Below are 18,505 nucleotides of genomic sequence, written 5' to 3'. Positions count from 1 at the left end.
TGCGAGTCGGATGGTCGCTTCGATAAATACCCTGATCTGCTTATGTTTATCGCGAAACGTCACGCGCAGCCTTGGTCTGCGCAAGTTCGAGCAGGGAGAAACTCACGGCCGTCGTCACAGTGTCCAGCCCAGCTAGTATCAACAGGCGGCTCAAGCTCAACGCCTCGATCTCGCTGAGCGGGTCGTCGCCGATGAGAACCTGCGACAATATGTCCGACTCCCGGATTTTGCTTACGTTCGGCAATTGCGTTCACGAGATACTCGAGCAGTTCTCACTGTGCAGCGATGTTGGATTTGGAAGGAAGGGCTTGTTCGATGTGTCGATGACGGCGTCTTTTAAGACAATCAGGCTATCACGATCTTGCACTGGTAGCCTGTCAAGAACAAGGAACAGCTGAATAGGGGCCAGATTCGCGAAATCGGCCCCTGCCTCATACTCACCCCGGTCGGCGATGGCATTGATCATGGCAACTGTGTGGCTGTGCAATGCCGGCAGTGCTTTAATTTAAGGCGGCCGGACTGAAGTAAGGCTGCAAGATCTTTCGATACCTTGTGTGCTCCGGGCAGGTCGAATGTCAGCGGAAGCACCGGCAGCGGATTTCCGGGGGCAATATCGGTGGGGTTGGGCAATGCGGCCTCGATCGCGCGTCTGTCAGGATGGAGCGGCCCACTGCCGGGGCACATGCGGTTGCTCTGTTACCAATAAGCACCATCAGCGCTGTTCCGGAGTCCGGCGGGGCCAGAAACTTGCTGGCCAGTATGGGCCGCTGGCGTGGCCGGCTCTGGTCCCTGATACGGATTCCGCTTCACCGCTCTGGCTCGTCTACCCTTCGCCGGATAATTGTGTAAGCCCAACATCGATAATTGCTGCGGACAATTGGCCCGATAAAGTCACCTGCGTGTTCTCATTCGTTTTCCGGATTTTTGCTTCTGTCGACGGCTTAGTGGTCGGGTATAGCGCTGCTATATCAACGCTGAGTCCCTAGGTACACCGCTTGGTACCCATCCGTTAAGGTCGTTGCTGGACGGTACTGCCGCGCGTTAATCAGTGGTCCTATGGCTACTGGAGTGTTGTAACCGCCGCTACCTTAAGTGCGCTAGCCAGCGTGCTTTTGGTTGCTCGTAACGCGATTTTTCACAGGTTTAGTCTTAATCATCTTGAGTCGACCACAAACCACAAACAAGGTCAGCTGCTGTTACTGCGGCGTTACCGAAGGTGAATTCGTGGTGTCGTCCCGTGAACAGTTGTGAACAGGTGGACTCGAAAACAGCTTCTGGCTAGCTAGTCATCTATTCTCAGCGGATAGCGGTTGCTGAGAATGTCTATGAGTATCTGTGAGGAGGACCAACTATGCCGTTTGTGACTACACAGCCCGAGGCTTTGGCTGCGGCCGCCGGAAATCTACGGGCTATCGGTACGGTCATGAGCGTTCAGAACGCTGCTGCGGCAGCCCCAACAACGGGTGTAGTACCAGCAGCCGCCGATGAAGTGTCGGTGTTGACTGCGGCTCAGTTTGCCGCGCACGCCCAGGTGTACCAGGCGGTTAGTGCTTTGGCAGCGCAGATTCACGAGTCGCTCGTGACAAACTTGAGTACCAATTCCGTCTCTTACGCTGCTACCGAAGCCGCCAATGCGGCCGCTGCCAGGTGACCCGGCTGGCAATTGGAGGATTTGGAAAGGACTGCCCCAGACGTGGGCTTTAAGGCAACTTGTGAGCTGCCGATGATCTCGAGACTGTGTGGGCGGACGGTCAACGCATCCCAGAGAATCACGAGGGCTTAATCAACTCGGACACCGCGGTCAGGGTCTATTCTGCATTTCGCCGCGGTACAACGCCCGGAGGTTGTCGGCTGAAATAAATTAAGGAGGATCATTCTTAAACATATGGGTCGGCAGCTGCGCAGCGCGTAGTCGATCCGGTCACTGCCGTCCATCACAACAACAACTTAAACTAATTTCATTAATTAATTTGGAAAATAGCCGATATGGCACTATGTTTTATGATCGACCCACACGCAATGCGGGACATGGCGGGCCGATTTGAGATGCACGCCTAAACGGTCGAGTACGAGGCCAGCAAGGTGTGGGCGTTGTTGCTGAACATCGCAGGTGTGGGCTGGAGTGGGACCGTGCAGGCGAAGTCCTAAAGCGCCATGGGGCAGATGAATCAGGCATTTTACAATATCGTGAACATGCTGCACGGGGTGCGTGACGCCAGCAACTACGAGCAGCAAGAGTATGCCTCGCAGCAGACCGTCGGTAGTTAGCGTTGAAAGCCGCGGCTGCGTACCCTTTTGCCATTAGGAGAACACTGATATGATCAGTTATTAGTTCGTCGACGTTGACGCCCATGGTGCTGCTATCCGGGCTCAAGCCACATCAATGGAAGTCAAGTGCCAGGCCATAATTCCGTGGTGTGCTTGCTGCCGGGAACTTTTGGGGTTGTGCTGGTTTGGCGGCCTGCGAAGAGTTCATCACACAGTGAAGTTGTAACTTCGAGGTGATTTACGAGCAGGCCAATGTCCACGGATAAAAGTTGCAGGCTGCCAGTAGCGGTATGGCCAGCACCGATAGCGTCGTCGGCGTTAGCTGGGCCTAAACATCCATCCCCAGGCGCGGCAGCACACCACCGTCGGCGTGCTGCAATGTCCGACCACGTCGACCCCCGAGGTACTTTATGGACCAACAGAGCACCCACACCGATATCACTGTTAACGTTAATGGGTTCTGGATGCTCCAGGCACTCCTGGACATTCGACATGTTGCGCCGGAGTTGCGATGCCGGCCGTTTGTATCGACAGACTCCAACGGCTGGCTGAATGAACACCCCGGGATGGCGGTTATGCGTGAACAGGGCGTCGTTGTCAATAACGAGGTCAATGAGCATGTCGCAGCTCGAATGCGGGTGCTCGCTGCACCCGACCTGGAAGTCGTTGCTTTGCTGTCGCGGGGAAAGTTGCTCTATGGAGTTGTCGACGATGAGAATCAGCCGCCGGGTTCGCGTGATATCCCCGACAACGAGTTCCGGGTGGTGTTGGCGCGTCGTGGCCTGCACTGGGTGTCGGCGGTTCGGGTTGGCAACGACATTACCGTGGACGACGTCGTCATCGCGGACAGCACGTCGATCACTTCTCTAGTGATGGATGGCATGGAATCGATTCACCACGCGGATCCAGCGGTGATTAACGCGGTCAATGTACCTCTGGAAGAAATGTTGGAAGCGACAAAGTTGTGGCAGGACTCGGGTTTTAACGCGTTCTCCGGCGGAGATCTACGGCGTATGGGCATCAGCGCCGCTACAGTGGCCGCGCTGGGCCAGGCGCTGTCGGATCCCGCGGCCGAGGCCGCGGTGTATGCGCGACAGTACCGTGACGATGCCAAGGGCCCCAGCACTTCGGCGCTATCGCTAAAGGATGGTTCCAGTGGACGTATCGCACTCTATCAACAAGCGCGGACGGCGGGTTCGGGTGAGGCGTGGCTAGCAATCTGCCCGGCCACACCACAGCTAGTGCAGGTGGGTGTAAAGACCGTGTTGGACACGTTGCCGTACGGCGACTGGAAAACTCACAGCAGAGTCTGATGTCTGATGCGAAATGTAAGATGCTACAACGTTTTTGACTAGCGTATGCGGTCAAGCAGTAAACCGTGCATATTATCGTTATGAGCGGCAGCAAAGTTGAAAAAGTAGTGTGACGACAGCCACTAACCGCGAGGCGAGGTATATGGGTTCGGAATTGGTCGTGTTGTATCTCCCGGGGAGTCATGGCGCTTCAATTCGTGCAGGTGCACAGCACCCGTGCGCCCAGAGGTGCTGGATATCGTATTCACCACACCAGGGGGGTGCAGAACTATGACCGCGGTAGCTGACGTGTCACAGACCGACGTCGAGGGTGTTTCGTCGCCTCGAGCGGTCGTAGTTGGCATCATGGCCGGCGAGGGTACCCAGGTCAGTGTTCTGCTTGATGCCAACGCCCCAGTGTCGGTGATGACCGACCCACTGCTGAAAGTAGTCAACAGTCGGTTACGTGAGCTTGGCGAAGGTACGCTTAAGCCCACTGAGCGCGGCAGATGGGCATTGTGCCTGATTGACGGCACGCCTTTACGGCCCACGCAATCACTGACCGAGCAAGATGTTTACGACGGCGACCGGCTGTGGATTCGGTTCATCGCCGACACCGAGCGTCTATCCCAGGTGATCGAGCACATTTCCACCGCGGTCGCGGCAAATCTCAGCAAGCGGTTTGCCGCGATTGACTCGATTGTTGCCGTGCAGGTCGGCGCGTCGATGGTGGCAACAGGCGTGTTGGCTTCGTCAGCTTTGCTGGGCTGGTGGCGTTGGCGCCACGATTCTTGGTTATCGGTCATCTACGCCGCGGTGATCGCGTTGTTGATATTGGCAGTGTCCACGCTGGTGCTAATGCGGGCCACTACTCGCCAAGATCGACGCGCTGGTGACATTATGCTACTGAGTGGGATTGCGCCAGTGACTGTGGCTGCAGCGGCCGCGCCGCCCGGCCCGGTGGGGTCCCCACATGCGGTATTGGGCTTCGGTGTGATAGCTATTGCTGCGATGCTGGCCCTGCGGTTCACCGGTCGCCAACTTGGTACTTACACCGCTATTAGCACTATTTGCGTGGTTGCGGCGATCATGAGCTTGGCGCGGATGGTCGCGATGACCAGCGCGGTGACATTGCTTTCCTGCGCGGTGCTGGCCTGCGTGTTGCTTTACCACTGTGCCCCAGCTCTGTCCCGTCGCTTGGCCGGCATTCGGCTGCCGGTGTTCCCGTCAGCCACCAGCCGGTGGGTGTTTGAAGCGCGGCCCGATCTGCCCACCACGGTAGTGCACACCGACGGTGGCCCGCCAGTACTGGAGGGGCCGGCGTCAGTGCGTGATGTGCTGCTGCAAGCCGAGCGTGCCAGGTCCTATTTGTCGGGTTTGCTCCTGGGGTTGGGTGTGTTGCTGGTGGTTTCGCTCACCGCGTTGAGTAACCCCCACACCGGGCAGCGTTGGCTGCCGCTGTTGCTAGCTGGGTTTAACTCGGGTTTCCTGCTACTGCGAGGCCGCTCGTATGTCGACCGCTGGCAAGCGATCACGTTGGCCGCGACGGCGGTACTCATCGTCGCTGCGGTGGTGCTGCGGTACGCGCTAGTGTTGTCATCGCCGTTGGCGGTGTCACTCGGGGCGGCGATATTAGTTCTGCTTCCTGCCGCAGGGCTAACAGCTGCTGCGGTCGTACCCAATACGATCTATAGCCCGCTGTTCCGCAAGTTGGTGGAATGGATTGAATATTTGTGCCTTATGCCCATTTTCCCGTTAGCATTGTGGTTGATGGATGTCTATGCCGCGATCCGGTACCGGTAGTAAGAAGGCGCGACGCAGACACGCGCCTCGCGCGCTCGTCGCAACAGCGTTATTTACTTCCGGTGCGTTTACTGGATTGCCGCCGGTGTATGCGATTTCGCCTCCGACGATTGATCCAAGCGCGATGCCGCCGGACGGTCCACCCGGACCGGCCGCGCCGATGAAGCAGAACTCTTACTGCACCGAGGTTGGGGTTCTGGCCGGCACTGACTTTCGGCTACCGCCAAAGTATATGGATATGCTGAATATGTCCGACGCATGGGAATTCAGTCGCGGTGGTGGGCAGAAGGTCGCCGTCATCGACACTGGTGTGACTCCTCACCCTAGGCTCCCACACCTGATCGGCGGTGGTGACTATGTGATGGCGGGGGGCGATGGGCTGTCAGATTGCGACGCTCACGGCACTATCGTGGCGTCGGTGATCGGCGCGGCGCCGGCAACCGGCGTGCCCGTGCCTGTGGCACCGCGCAGGCCTGTCACTATTCCCACCACCGAGAAGCCGCCACCGCCGCAGACCGTGACCTTGTCGCCACTGCCTCAGACCGTGACAGTCATTCCCACCCCGCCGCTCTCAGAAGAGGGTCCGCCACCCCCGGGTGTGCCGTTGCCACCACCTCCACCTGGTCAGCCGGCTCCATCAGGCAGCCGGGGCGGCGGCACGGTGAAAATACCCAGCTACTCGGGTGGCCGACAGGTAGTTGTCATCGACAACCCGGCCAACCCACGCCCACGTGACCCGGCGCCTGCGTCACACCCCGATCCATATAGTGGGATCGCCCCAGATGTCGACGTTATCTCGATCCGCCAGTCAAGCCAGGCCTTTGGTCTTAAGGACCCGTATACCGGCGACGAAGATCCGCAAACATCGCAAAAAATTGACTACGTTCAGACCATGGCGCGGGCAATAGTGCATGCCGCCAACATGGGCGCCACGGTGATCAACATCTCCGATGTGACGTGTATGAGTGCGCGCAACGCCATCGACCAACGTGCGCTGGGGGCAGCTGTTCATTATGCGGCCGTCGATAAGAACGTCGTCATTGTGGCTGCTGCCGGTGACAGCAATAAGAAGGACTGTAAGCAGAACCCGCTGTTTGATCCTTTGCAGCCGAATGATCCCCGCGACTGGAACGGTGTTACTACAGTGGTCACGCCCTCCTGGTTCAGTGAGTACGTGCTGACCGTTGGTGCAGTCGATTCGAATGGTCAGCCGCTGAACCAAAGGAGCATTGCTGGACCCTGGGTGTCGATCGCGGCGCCAGGAACTGACATCATCAGCCTTTCACCGCGTGATGATGGCCTGATCAATGCAATTAACGGTCCAGACAATATATTGCTGGTGCCGGCTGGTACTAGTTTTTCGGCTGCGATTGTGGCAGGGGTAGTAGCGCTCGTGCGCGGAAGATACCCTCAGCTCACATCCTACCAGGTTATAAACCGGTTAATTCACACGGCTAGGCCCCCGGCTCGCGGGGTGGATAATCAGATCGGTTATGGTATTGTCGACCCATTGGCCGCGTTGACTTGGGACGTACCCGAAGGTCCGGCAAAGCCGCTGCCGCAGCTGTCGTCACCGCTGAGCCTGCCCAAGCCCCCTGCTCACCGCAATATGGTGCCTGTGTGGGTGGCTGCCGGAGGACTGACCGCAGCAGTACTGGTAGGCGGCGCGGCGTTCGGTACAGCGGTGCTGGTGCAGCGAACGCGGAAGCTGCGATGAAAGCGGAGCGGTAATGCAGGCTCAGCGCAGGTTGGGTTTGGCTTTGCCGTGGCCGCGTGTCACGACGGTGTTTGTGGTCGATATTGTCGTCTTGGTGTTGGCGAGCCATATTCCGGAGTCATGGCAGGCCGGTCAGCATGTCGCGTGGTGGGTAGGCGTAGGAATTGCCGTCGTGATCATGGTGCTTGCGTTGGTCAGTTACCACGGCATCACATTGGCGTCGGGTTTGGCCACGTGGATATGGGATTGGTCTGCCGATCTGGCTGTCGTACTGCCAGCGGGATGTACGCCCGCGATCGATCATCAGCGCCGTTTCGGACGCAATGTGGTTGGGGTGCGTGAGTACAAAGGCCGGCTTGTCACAGTGATCGCGTTGGACGCTAGTGAAGACAGTCCATCGGGGCGATATCGGCACCGGACAGCGTCGGCAAGTTTGTCGGTACAAGCCGTTGCCAATGGGCTGCGGCAGTTCGATATTTACCTCGATGGCATCGACATTGTCTCTGTGAAGATACGTCACGGTGACAGTGTGGTGCGTCCTACAGCGCCCGGTGGCCGGGAACCCGAAGAGTGGGGGCTGGTGGTGAGTGAGCGCCCACCCACTTATCAACGCTGTACCTGGTTGGTGTTGCGGATGAACCCGCAGCGCAACGTTGCCGCGGTAGCCGCTCGGGATTCGCTAGCGTCGACGTTGGTAGCGGCCACTGAGCGACTTGCTCAAGATCTGGACGGGCAAGACTGTGCGGCCCGGCCGTTGACTGCCGGCGAGTTGGCTGCGGTTGACGGTGCCGTGCTGGCCGATTTGGAACCAACGTGTAGTCGCCCGGGATGGCGCCATATCAAGTACTTCCATGGATTCGTAACTAGCTTCTGGGTTACACCGTCGGACATCGATTCCGAGACACTGACTGGGCTGTGGCTGTCTGACTTCCCCGGCATCGTGGCTACCGTGATCACGATCCGTATCACCAGTCGCGGCTGTCGGCCTCAATTGTCGGCGTGGGTGCGTTACCACAGCGAGAACCGATTGCCTAAGGAGGCATGGAGAGGACTCAACCGCCTGACTGGTCGTCAGTTAGCCGCGGTGCGTGCTAGCCTGCCGGCGCCGGCGACCCGACCGGTATTGGTCGTGCCCAGCCGAGAGTTGAACGACTATGATGGGCTGGTGCTGCCGGTGGGGGAGATGCGGGAAGGCCCTGCAAGTTTACCTGCAGGGCAATGACGCGTCCACAGTCAACTACCGAAGACACCCGCAACGCCATGGTTGCCGGCCTGCTGGCGTCGGGGATCTCCGTTAACGGACTGCAACCCAGCCACAACCCGCAGGTTGCGTTGCAGATGTTCAAGACGGCCACCACACTTGATCCAGGGATGTGCGATGCCTGGCAGGCGCGAATATTGGCAGGTGATCAGAGCATCGAGGTGCTGGCCGGCGCATGGAATTCAGTCAGGACGTTTGGCTGGGAGACACGTCGCCTTGGGGTCACCGATTTGCAGTTTCGTCCAGAAGTCTCCGACGGGTTGTTTTTGCGACTAGCGGTGACCAGTGTGGAATCGCTAGCTTGCGCTTACGCTGCTGTGCTCGCTGAGGCGAAACACTACGAGGAGGCAGCCAAACTGCTCGACGGTGTCGAGCCGCGGCATCCTTTCGACACCGAGCTAGTCAGCTACGTGCGGGGGGTGCTGTATTTCCGAACAAAACGTTGGCCGGATGTGCTTACCCAATTTCCCGAGGGCAAGCAATGGCGCCACCCCGAGTTGAAGTCCGCAGGCGCGGCAATGGCCACTTCGGCGCTGGCGTCGCTAGGGGTTTTTGAAGAGGCGTTCCGGCGTGGCCAGGAGGCCATCGAGGGGGACCGTGTGCCCGGCGCGACCAATATCACCTTGTATATCCAGGGCATGTGCTTACGACACGTCGGTCGTGAGGACGAGGCTGTCGAACTGTTGCGCAGAGTCTATTCACGGGACGCGAAATTCGCTCCAGCTCGAGAAGCGTTGGATAACAACAGCTTTCGTCTAGTATTGACCGATCCAGAAACAATTGAAGCCCGCACTGATCCGTGGGATCCAGACAGCGCTCCGACCCGTGCACAGACCGAGGCCGCTCGGCACGCTGAGATGGCCGCAAAGTATTTGGCTGAAGGGGATGCTGAGCTCAACGCGATGTTGGGCATGAAACAAGCCAAGCGGGAAATCAAACTCATCAAGTCGACGACAAAGGTGAACTTGGCCCGCGTCAAAATGGGTTTGCCGGTATCGGTGACATCGCGTCATACCTTGTTGCTTGGGCCTCCCGGTACTGGGAAAACCTCGTTAGCGCGCGCTTTCACCAAGCAGCTGTGCGGATTGACCGTGCTCCGTAAGCCGCTCGTGGTCGAAACAAGCCGCACTAAGCTGCTGGGTAGGTATATGGCTGATGCGGAGAAAAACACCGAACAGATGCTCGAGGGTGCATTAGGCGGGGCAGTCTTCTTCGACGAGATGCACACTCTACACGAAAAGGGGTACACCCAAGGAGACCCCTATGGCAATGCGATTATCAACACGCTGCTGTTGTATATGGAAAACCATCGCGACGAGCTGGTGGTGTTCGGTGCGGGCTACGCCAAGGCAATGGAAAAAATGCTCGAGGTGAATCAAGGGCTCCGAAGGCGGTTTTCGACGGTGATCGAGTTCTTCAGTTACACCCCCGAGGAATTGATTGCGCTGACCCAACTGATGGGCCAGGAGAACGAAGACGTCATTACCGAGCAGGAGGCGCAAGTACTATTGCCATCCTACACCAAGTTCTATCTTGATGAGACCTATTCCGAAGACGGAGATTTAATCCGTGGTATCGATATGCTCGGCAATGCCGGCTTCGTGCGTAATGTGGTGGAGAAGGCCCGCGACCACCGTAGTTTCCGCCTCGACGACGAAGACCTTGATGCGGTGCTGGCTAGCGATCTCACTGAATTTAGCGAAGATCAACTACTGAGGTTCAAGAAGTTGACCAGTGTCGATCTAGCCGAAGGCCTCAGTGCGGCGGTGGCCGAAAACAAGTCGTCGTAGCCGACGTGACGGGGCGGCCTGTGGAGTGTTCGCTGGGTTGTACGGGCCGCCGCGACGCTACTATGAATAGGCTCATTTGTTGTTGGCAGACCGCATTGTTGTGCTTCGATTCTTTTGTAGATGACCGTGCTCTGCTTAGTTTGCGGGGTAGTGCTATGAGAGTGGTGACCCCGAGGTCCGATCTTCTGCCCACCCTGGTCTGGTGTTGTGTGGTTTTGTTTTATGTGGGGTGTGGTGGTGTGGGTCGATGGGTTGTGTGAGTTGATCTACTGTGTGGATGTTCTGGTAGCCGTGAGTCCGTCGGTAAAGCGGGTGGTGTTGTGAGTTGTTTGTAGAAGGAGCTTGCCGCTATGGCTGGTGTGTCGTGCTTGGCGGTGGGTTTGTGGTTGTTGCGGTACGCGGCTGAGGAGATTGTGGGCCTGTTGGAATCTACATGTAAATGTAGATTGGGATACTGGCCGGTCAGACACCGTTATCAGGCGAACCGGAACCAGCGCAGTGCCCCGAGCGCTGCTAACGCTCCCCATGTCGCCAGAATAGCGACTCCGGGCCAGTCTACCGACAAAGTCATCGCCTGCGATAGCGCTTTGGTGAGTGCGCCTGAAGGGGTTAGGCAGGCCGCCCACTTGACCGCCGCCGGGATCATGTCCGTCTCGACTGTCAGCGCGCCGAACCCAGCGAACACGAACCACATCAGGTTGGCGACAGCTAGTACAATCTCGGCCTGTAAAGTGCCGCCGAGTAGCAGGCCGAGCGCCGCGAAGCCCGCGGTACCTAGCATTATGATTCCTGCGCCCAGTGTTAAGCAGGCCAGCGCCGGTCGCCAACCTAGCCCAACGCCGATGCTGCCCAAGATGATTGCTTGCAAGAACACCACGGCCACGACCGCCAGGGATTTTCCGGCGATGATTCCCCAAACTGGCAGCGGGGTGGCCCCGAGTCTTTTGAGTGCGCCGTAGCGACGATCGAAAGCAACCGCGATGGCCTGCCCGGTGAATGCGGTAGAGACCACTGCCAGCGCCATGATGACCGGGACAAACGTGGCGCTGCGATGGTGGCCGAACGAGCCGAGCGGTAGCAGTGTGAGCCCTACCAGCAAGATGATCGGGATAAACATGGTTAGCAGCAACTGCTCGCCATTGCGCAGCAGTAGTTTGAGCTCCAGCGTGAACTGTGCAGCCAGCATTCGGGGTATGGTGTTGGGTCGAGGGTCGGGGGCGAAAGTGTCGGCGGGAAACGATGGGCCGTTTGTTTTGTTGTTTTGCGTCACTGTCGCAACTTTCTGCCGGTAAGATCCAGAAACACGTCTTCGAGGCTGCGTTGCTCGACCCGCATATCGGTGGCTAGCACGTCGATTTGTGCGCACCAAGCCGTGACCGTCGCCAGCACCTGCGGGTTGATGGGGCCTTCGACCAAGTACTCGCCCGGAGTCAGCTCTGCGGTCTTGTAGTCCTCTGGCAGCGCGGACGCCAGGGGCGATAAGTCCAGACGTGGCGGCGCGCTGAACCGCAGCTGGTCCTTGGCGTCGGTGCGCGTCAGTTCGGTCGGTGTGCCGACGGTTACTATGTGCCCGTGGTCAATAATGACCAGCCTGTCGGCAAGTTCCTCAGCTTCTTTGAGTTGGTGGGTGGTCAACACCACCGTCACGCCGTCTCGGCGCAACGCATCGATCAATTCCCACACCAGCAGTCTAGCGTGCGCATCCATGCCCGCGGTGGGCTCGTCCAAGAACACCAGTTCGGGACGGCTGACCAACGCGCAGGCCAGGGCAAGCCGTTGCTGCTGGCCGCCGGACAGCCGCCGGTAGGTGGTGTGGGCAACATTAGTTAGGCCTAAGGTTTCCAGGAGCCACTCCGGGTCCAGCGGGTCAGCGGCATAGGAGGCCACCAGGTTGAGCATTTCTTCGGCGCGTGCCGCCGGGTAACCGCCCCCGCCCTGCAACATCACTCCGATACGGGGGCGCAGACGCGCGTTGTCGGTGATGGGGTCCAAGCCTAGCACCTCAATTGTGCCGGAATCCGGGCGTACGAAGCCCTCGCATATCTCAACCGTTGTTGTTTTGCCGGCGCCGTTAGGACCTAGCAGTGCTAGCACTTCGGCGGCATGGACGTTCAGGTCGAGATTGGATACGGCCGGTATGGATCCGTAGTGCTTGCACACCCCGCACAGCCGGACGACGACTTCGGAGGTTTTAGGGACCTTGTGGGCCGAGCTCACGTGGAATCAGCGTAGGCGTCGGGCGCGGCGGTCGACCACTGGGGCACCGCGGACGCGGCGTTCTGAGAAGCCTTCGGGTCTGGTGTGGCAACATTCATCGGTTGTTGATCGAGTTCGCGGCTCTCGGCTGGGACGGTCTGGAGTGGTCTCCACGGTAAGCGGGTATAGGTCAGCGCAATGAGCACCAACACGATGATGGTGCTGGCCACAGTGGCATCCACGATTTGGAACAGTGCGAAGCGGTCACCGTTGGCCGTCGGGCCGAAGACGCCCACAACAATAGTGACGGCGATTGCAGCCACACGGAAGCCGGTGCGAGTCGCCCAGGTGGCCAGCGGAATAATAGCCCACAGCAAATACCAGGGTTGCACGACGGGAAACAGCAGCACCGTGATACCTAGCGCGACGCCGAGGCCGCCGATCGGGTGCAGTCGGCCGCGGAACACAGCCAGCAATAGCCAACAGACCATAACCATAATGATCAGTACGCCGATACTGCGGGTCAGCGACAACACTGCAGTAGTGTGATCCCCCAAACCCAGCAGAATGCCCACGTGCCCGGTACCCAGAGCGAGCAGCGTTGGCGGTGACATCCAGCTGCGAACTACGTTTGCTGTGCCTAGCGTGTAGATCCAGCCAAACCCGAGCCCGCTGGCCCAGCCAACGATACCCATCACTGCCAGCGACAACTCTGCCATACTCAAGCTGACCAGTAGCAACGCTTTCGGAGTACGGCCAAGGCGGTAGGCCAGCGCCATTGCGACGAATCCCAGCGCCAATAGTGAGGGCAGCTTCACTTGTGACGACAGCACAATCAAGATCGAACCGGCCAACAACATGCCCCGCGGCTCCCAGTTTGAACAGAATCGGATTGCCTGGCTTGCCCGTGCACCGCTAGGCGGCCCACCGGTACTTCTACTTCGCCAGGAAGTAGGCATCAGTCGCATGGTGGGCGATAAGTTGATGCCACGCAGCGCGAATTCGACCCCGGTGAGCATCAGCCCGAGCATCAGTGCCTCGTTGTGGATACCGCCGACAAGATGCATAATCAGCAGCGGATTGGCCGCACCTAACCATAGCGCACTGACTTCGGCTACGCCGCAGTGTCGGGCCAGCCGTGGGGTTGCCCACACGATCAGACCGACGCCGATCAGCACTATCAACCGGTGGCAGAGTACCGCGGCGACGATGTTGTCTCCGGTCAGCGCTGAGATTCCGCGCCCGACCCACAAAAACAGTGGGCCGTAGGGCGCTGGTGTTTCCCGCCAGAGGCTGGGAACTGAAAGCGTGAATACCTGGCCGAGTCCTAGTGCGGACGCTGGACCGACCCGGTACGGGTTAAGTCCCTGCAAGGAAATCTGGCTTTGCGCCAGGTAGGAGTAAACATCTTTGCTGTACATCGGTGGTGCAATCAACAGCGGCAATGTCCACAGCAACAGGGTGCGGTCCAGCTCGCCGCGTGACATTCGTCTCTTGCCCAGCGTGAACCGGCCGAGCATCAGCCAAGCTAGTGCCATCATGACCGCCCCGGTCGTAGTCATCGTCAACGAAACCGTCTGGATTCGCGACGGTAGATTGAGTAGCCGGACTCCAAACGTGGGGTCCTGGATAACAGGCCTGGCCCCGGCTCCGAGTGCGCCAATCGCCATCAGGATGGTGCCGGTGGCCCCAAACAAGCGAGTGCGCTGCAATGCAGTGAGGTCGGTATTGGTCAGCGGCGAGCCCACCTCCTGCTCATCACCGTGTAAACTGGCGATCGACGAGCTCAGCGTGTGGTGACGGCGGGCTGCCATCAGAGCAGCGTAGCTCCGATGATGAGGCAGGCCACGGAATGCGGGCCGTGGCGGAGTGGGGTTGTTGGCATGACCGGGCCAGCGCTAGAACACTGTTGTTCGTGGTGTGACGAGCCCAATGGGCACCGAAGGTATCCTTGCTAGACTGATCGCCAGAATTGCGTCACACTGATGTTGTGAAAATCCGGGCAGAACAGGGTGTCGTTGCGGGCGCCGCGGTGCCGGATGGTCATACTCGTCGTGCGGTGGTGCGGTTGCTGTTGGAGTCTGGGTCGATCACCGCTGGTGAAATAGGCGACCGTCTGGGGTTGTCGACTGCAGGCGTGCGGCGTCATCTTGACGTGCTCATCGAGGCGGGTGACGCGGAGTCCGCGACTGCGTCACCCTGGCAGCAGGCTGGCCGCGGCCGCCCTGCCAAGCACTACCGGCTGACTGCGGCGGGCCGGGCCAAGCTCAACCATGCTTACGACACCTTGGCGTCGGCGGCCATGCGACAACTGCGGAAAATCGGCGGGGAGGACGCGGTTCGTACGTTCGCCCGGCAGCGTATGGACGCGATCTTGGCCGATGTTGAACCAGCCGGTGGTGTCGCCGATGTCGACGTTGAGGCAGCCGCCAACCGGGTGGCCAGTGCGTTGACCGACGCCGGGTACGTCGCAACCACCACGCGGGTAGGCGGACCGATCCATGGAGTGGAGATCTGCCAGCATCACTGCCCGGTGTCCTATGTTGCCGCGGAATTCCCCGAGCTGTGTGAAACCGAGCAGCAAGCTATTGCCGAGGTGCTCGGGACCCACGTGCAGCGGTTGGCGACGATCGTCAACGGAGATTGTGCTTGTACCACCCACGTGCCGCTCACGCCGGTACCGAGCAAGACCTAAATCATCGCGGTGCTCCGTCCGCACCGCAGCACGAGTATTAAAAAACCGCAGCACGAGTATTAAAAAGGAGCGCTCAGATGTCACTCGCGCCAGAAGCCGCGAAGTCGCCGGCTCTCGAACCATTGACCCAGCGGCAAGCAATCGATTCACTGGGTAGATACGGCTACGGTTGGGCGGACTCCGACGTCGCGGGCGCCAGCGCGCAGCGTGGGCTCTCTGAGGATGTTGTCCGGGATATATCAGCGAAGAAAAACGAGCCGGAGTGGATGTTGCAAGCCCGGCTAAAAGCATTGCGCATCTTTGAACACAAGCCCATGCCGCGTTGGGGCTCCAATCTGGATGGCATCGACTTCGACAATATCAAGTATTTTGTGCGCTCTACCGAGAAACAGGCTGCCAGTTGGGATGAGCTGCCCGAAGAAATTAGAAACACTTACGATCGGTTAGGAATTCCTGAAGCGGAAAAGCAAAAATTGGTTGCTGGAGTAGCCGCTCAGTATGAAAGTGAGGTAGTTTACCATCAGATTAGAGAGGATTTAGAGGCTCAAGGAGTCATATTCTTAGATACTGATACTGGTTTGCGGGAACATCCCGAAATCTTTAAGCAGTATTTTGGGACAGTAGTGCCCGCCGGCGATAATAAGTTTTCTGCGCTGAATACCGCAGTTTGGAGTGGCGGTAGTTTTGTTTACGTCCCACCGGGTGTGCACGTCGACATTCCGCTTCAGGCATACTTCCGAATCAATACCGAGAACATGGGCCAGTTCGAGCGGACGCTGATCATCGCTGACGAGGGCTCGTACGTGCACTACGTCGAGGGCTGTACTGCGCCGATCTACAAGTCGGACTCGCTGCACTCTGCAGTGGTCGAGATCATCGTTAAACCGCATACTCGCGTTCGGTATACGACCATCCAGAATTGGTCGAACAACGTCTACAACTTGGTTACCAAACGCGCCCGCGCTGAAATGGGTGCTGCCATGGAGTGGGTCGACGGCAACATCGGGTCCAAGGTCACCATGAAATACCCGGCGGTTTGGATGACCGGTGAGTACGCCAAAGGTGAGGTGTTGTCAGTGGCGTTTGCCGGTGAAGACCAGCACCAGGACACCGGTGCCAAAATGTTGCACCTAGCGCCAAACACGTCGAGCAGTATCGTGTCCAAGTCGGTGGCCCGGGGTGGGGGTCGCACCTCCTACCGCGGTTTGGTGCAGGTGAATAAAGGTGCACACGGGTCGTGCTCCAGCGTGAAATGCGATGCACTACTAGTTGATACAATTAGTCGTAGCGACACCTATCCGTACGTCGATATCCGCGAAGATGACGTCACAATCGGCCATGAAGCTACTGTCTCGAAGGTCAGCGAGAACCAACTGTTCTACCTAATGAGCCGTGGGTTGCCTGAGGACGAGGCAATGGCGATGGTGGTGCGCGGTTTCGTCGAGCCGATCGCTAAAGAACTGCCGATGGAGTATGCGCTGGAACTCAACCGACTGATTGAGTTGCAGATGGAGGGTGCGGTCGGATGACCACTCTCGAGGGGTCTTTACTTACCGCATTGAATAAGGGGGAGTTGTTCGCGTCATTCGATGTTGACTCCTTCGAGGTGCCTGGCGGCCGCGACGAGATCTGGCGGTTTACGCCGTTGAGGCGTTTGCGTGGCCTGCACGACGGCTCAGCCGTGGCCAATGGCAAGGTGCAGATTAATGTCAGCGCGGTGTCCGGCGTGCAGACCGAAACCGTGGGTCGTGGTGACAGACGGCTGGGGCAGGGCGGTATCCCCGCTGACCGTGTGGCGGCCCAGGCATTTTCGTCGTTTCAGTTAGCGACGGTGATGACTGTCGGGCGGGACACGCAGATCGCTGATCCGGTCAACATCGCTGTTACCGGTCCCGGCGACGGCGCTTTGGCTTACGGTCATTTACAGATCAGGGTCTGCGAACTCAGCGAAATGGTCGTGGTTATTGACCACCGGGGGAGTGGCGTTTATGCCGACAATGTCGAGTTTATTATCGAAGCCGCCGCGCGGCTTACCGTGGTGTGGATCGCTGACTGGGCCGACGATATGGTCCACCTTAGCGCGCACCACGCCCTGCTAGGCAAGGATGCGGTGCTGCGGCATGTCACCGTCACGCTGGGCGGTGAGCTCGTGCGGATGTCGGCCAACGTGCGGTTCTCCGGGCCCGGTGGCGATGCCGAGCTGCTGGGTCTGTGCTTCGCCGACGCGGGGCAGCACCTCGAGTCAAGACTGTTGGTCGATCACGCTTATCCCGACTGCAAGTCGAATGTGCTGTACAAAGGTGTGCTGCAAGGAGATCCGGCCTCGTCCGGGCCCGATGCACATATCGTCTGGGGCGGTAACGTATTGATTCGCGCCGAGGCGATCGGTACCGACACCTTCGAGGTGAACCGTAATCTGATGCTAACCGACGGTACGCGTGTCGATTCGGTGCCCAACCTGGAGATCGAGACCGGTGAGATCGTCGGTGCTGGACATGCCAGTGCTACCGGACGTTTCGACGATGAGCAGCTGTTCTATCTACGTTCCCGGGGGATCCCGAAGGAGCAGGCCCGTCGGCTAGTGGTCCGCGGCTTCTTCGGCGAAATCATCTCCAAGATCACGGTGCCTGAGGTACGGGAACGCCTGACCGCAGCTATCGAACACGAACTGACTATTACGGAATCGAGGTCAACAGCCCCATGACGACTCTGGAAATCAAAGATCTGCACGTCAGCATCGACAACCCCAACGCCGCTGACGGAGAACGCGAGATCCCAATCCTCAAGGGTGTCGACCTGATCGTGAAATCCGGTGAGAAGCATGCATTAATGGGCCCCAACGGCTCCGGCAAGTCCACATTGTCTTATGCTATCGCAGGTCATCCCAGGTACCGGGTTACCTCGGGATCAATTACGCTAGACGGTGCGGACGTACTAGCGATGAGCATTGACGAGCGCGCGCGAGCAGGGTTGTTTTTGGCCATGCAGTATCCCGTCGAAGTACCTGGCGTGTCGGTGTCCAACTTCCTGCGCTCGGCCGCGACCGCTATCCGAGGTGAGCCACCGAAACTACGGCACTGGGTCAAAGAGGTAAAGGTTGCGATGAGTGCGCTGGAGATGGATCCGGTCTTCGCTGAGCGCAGCGTCAATGAAGGCTTCTCCGGCGGTGAAAAGAAGCGCCACGAGATTCTGCAGCTGCAACTGCTCAAGCCTAGGATCGCCATCCTCGACGAGACCGATTCTGGGTTGGACGTCGACGCGTTGCGAGTAGTCAGTGAAAGGGTGAACCGCTACACTGAATCTGAGGGCGGTGGCATTTTGTTGATCACCCATTACACTCGCATCCTCCGTTATATCCATCCGGAATTCGTGCACGTGTTCGTCGGCGGTCGTATCGTCGAATCCGGTGGCTCGGAGCTGGCCGACCAACTTGAGCAAAACGGCTATGTACCTTTCTCCCAAGTGGCGGCAACCGAGGTTTGA

Annotated in this window: 14 protein-coding genes and 2 pseudogenes; 12 read left to right on the top strand and 4 right to left on the bottom strand. The window is 58.7% G+C overall.

Annotated elements, in window-relative coordinates; genetic code table 11:
- Nucleotides 1–46: 46 nt before the first annotated feature.
- Complete coding sequence (locus tag MUBE_RS15160) at nt 47–208, bottom strand: hypothetical protein (protein ID WP_165849769.1); 162 nt, start codon at nt 206–208, stop codon at nt 47–49.
- Nucleotides 209–1,351: 1,143 nt separating this feature from the next.
- Here MUBE_RS15160 and MUBE_RS07920 point away from each other — a divergent pair.
- From MUBE_RS07920 to eccA, 8 genes and pseudogenes are all read left to right on the top strand, one after another.
- Nucleotides 1,352–1,651: a PE family protein gene (locus MUBE_RS07920; RefSeq protein ID WP_116540120.1), complete on the top strand. Its 300-nt coding sequence runs from the start codon at nt 1,352–1,354 to the stop codon at nt 1,649–1,651.
- Between the two features lie 335 nt (nt 1,652–1,986).
- Nucleotides 1,987–2,268: pseudogene (locus MUBE_RS07915) on the top strand (WXG100 family type VII secretion target).
- Between the two features lie 94 nt (nt 2,269–2,362).
- A pseudogene (locus MUBE_RS07910) lies at nt 2,363–2,600 on the top strand (type VII secretion protein EsxI).
- Between the two features lie 78 nt (nt 2,601–2,678).
- The gene (locus tag MUBE_RS07905; RefSeq protein ID WP_116540119.1) at nt 2,679–3,581 is read left to right on the top strand and encodes an ESX secretion-associated protein EspG; all 903 of its coding nucleotides are present in this window, start codon (nt 2,679–2,681) and stop codon (nt 3,579–3,581) included.
- Between the two features lie 270 nt (nt 3,582–3,851).
- Nucleotides 3,852–5,363 (top strand): type VII secretion integral membrane protein EccD, encoded by a 1,512-nt coding sequence (gene eccD / locus MUBE_RS07900; protein WP_116540118.1) that lies wholly within the window; start codon nt 3,852–3,854, stop codon nt 5,361–5,363.
- On the top strand, nt 5,341–7,080 hold the full coding sequence (mycP, locus tag MUBE_RS07895; protein WP_116540117.1) for a type VII secretion-associated serine protease mycosin: 1,740 nt from the start codon (nt 5,341–5,343) through the stop codon (nt 7,078–7,080). The genes eccD and mycP overlap by 23 nt, the downstream gene beginning before the upstream one ends.
- 13 nt (nt 7,081–7,093) lie before the next feature.
- On the top strand, nt 7,094–8,302 hold the full coding sequence (eccE, locus tag MUBE_RS07890; RefSeq protein WP_116540116.1) for a type VII secretion protein EccE: 1,209 nt from the start codon (nt 7,094–7,096) through the stop codon (nt 8,300–8,302).
- Complete coding sequence (eccA, locus tag MUBE_RS07885) at nt 8,299–10,131, top strand: type VII secretion AAA-ATPase EccA (protein ID WP_116540115.1); 1,833 nt, start codon at nt 8,299–8,301, stop codon at nt 10,129–10,131. The genes eccE and eccA overlap by 4 nt, the downstream gene beginning before the upstream one ends.
- Nucleotides 10,132–10,606: 475 nt before the next feature.
- On the opposite strand, the gene MUBE_RS07880 is transcribed toward eccA, so the two are convergent.
- The 3 genes from MUBE_RS07880 to mptB form a co-directional block, all read right to left on the bottom strand.
- Complete coding sequence (locus tag MUBE_RS07880) at nt 10,607–11,317, bottom strand: ABC transporter permease (RefSeq protein WP_243632933.1); 711 nt, start codon at nt 11,315–11,317, stop codon at nt 10,607–10,609.
- Between the two features lie 80 nt (nt 11,318–11,397).
- The gene (locus MUBE_RS07875; RefSeq protein ID WP_116540113.1) at nt 11,398–12,348 is read right to left on the bottom strand and encodes an ABC transporter ATP-binding protein; all 951 of its coding nucleotides are present in this window, start codon (nt 12,346–12,348) and stop codon (nt 11,398–11,400) included.
- Entirely contained in the window at nt 12,345–14,141 is a 1,797-nt protein-coding gene (mptB, locus tag MUBE_RS07870; protein ID WP_116540112.1) for a polyprenol phosphomannose-dependent alpha 1,6 mannosyltransferase MptB, read from the bottom strand. Before mptB ends, MUBE_RS07875 begins: the two co-directional genes overlap by 4 nt.
- 158 nt (nt 14,142–14,299) lie before the next feature.
- On the opposite strand from mptB, the gene MUBE_RS07865 reads away from it, so the two are divergent.
- From MUBE_RS07865 to sufC, 4 genes are all read left to right on the top strand, one after another.
- A complete protein-coding gene (locus MUBE_RS07865; protein WP_207801677.1) occupies nt 14,300–15,022 on the top strand; it encodes a helix-turn-helix transcriptional regulator in 723 nt (240 codons plus the stop codon).
- 77 nt (nt 15,023–15,099) lie between these two features.
- Nucleotides 15,100–16,551: a Fe-S cluster assembly protein SufB gene (gene sufB, locus MUBE_RS07860; RefSeq protein ID WP_116540111.1), complete on the top strand. Its 1,452-nt coding sequence runs from the start codon at nt 15,100–15,102 to the stop codon at nt 16,549–16,551.
- A complete protein-coding gene (sufD, locus tag MUBE_RS07855) occupies nt 16,548–17,726 on the top strand; it encodes a Fe-S cluster assembly protein SufD (RefSeq protein WP_116540110.1) in 1,179 nt (392 codons plus the stop codon). Before sufB ends, sufD begins: the two co-directional genes overlap by 4 nt.
- Nucleotides 17,723–18,505, top strand: a complete 783-nt coding sequence (gene sufC, locus MUBE_RS07850; RefSeq protein WP_116540109.1) for a Fe-S cluster assembly ATPase SufC — start codon at nt 17,723–17,725, stop codon at nt 18,503–18,505. The genes sufD and sufC overlap by 4 nt, the downstream gene beginning before the upstream one ends.

This window comes from Mycobacterium uberis (assembly GCF_003408705.1).
GTDB lineage: Bacteria > Actinomycetota > Actinomycetes > Mycobacteriales > Mycobacteriaceae > Mycobacterium > Mycobacterium uberis.
Note: the sequence above shows the minus strand (reverse complement) of the source record. Positions and strands in the feature narration are given on the sequence as shown.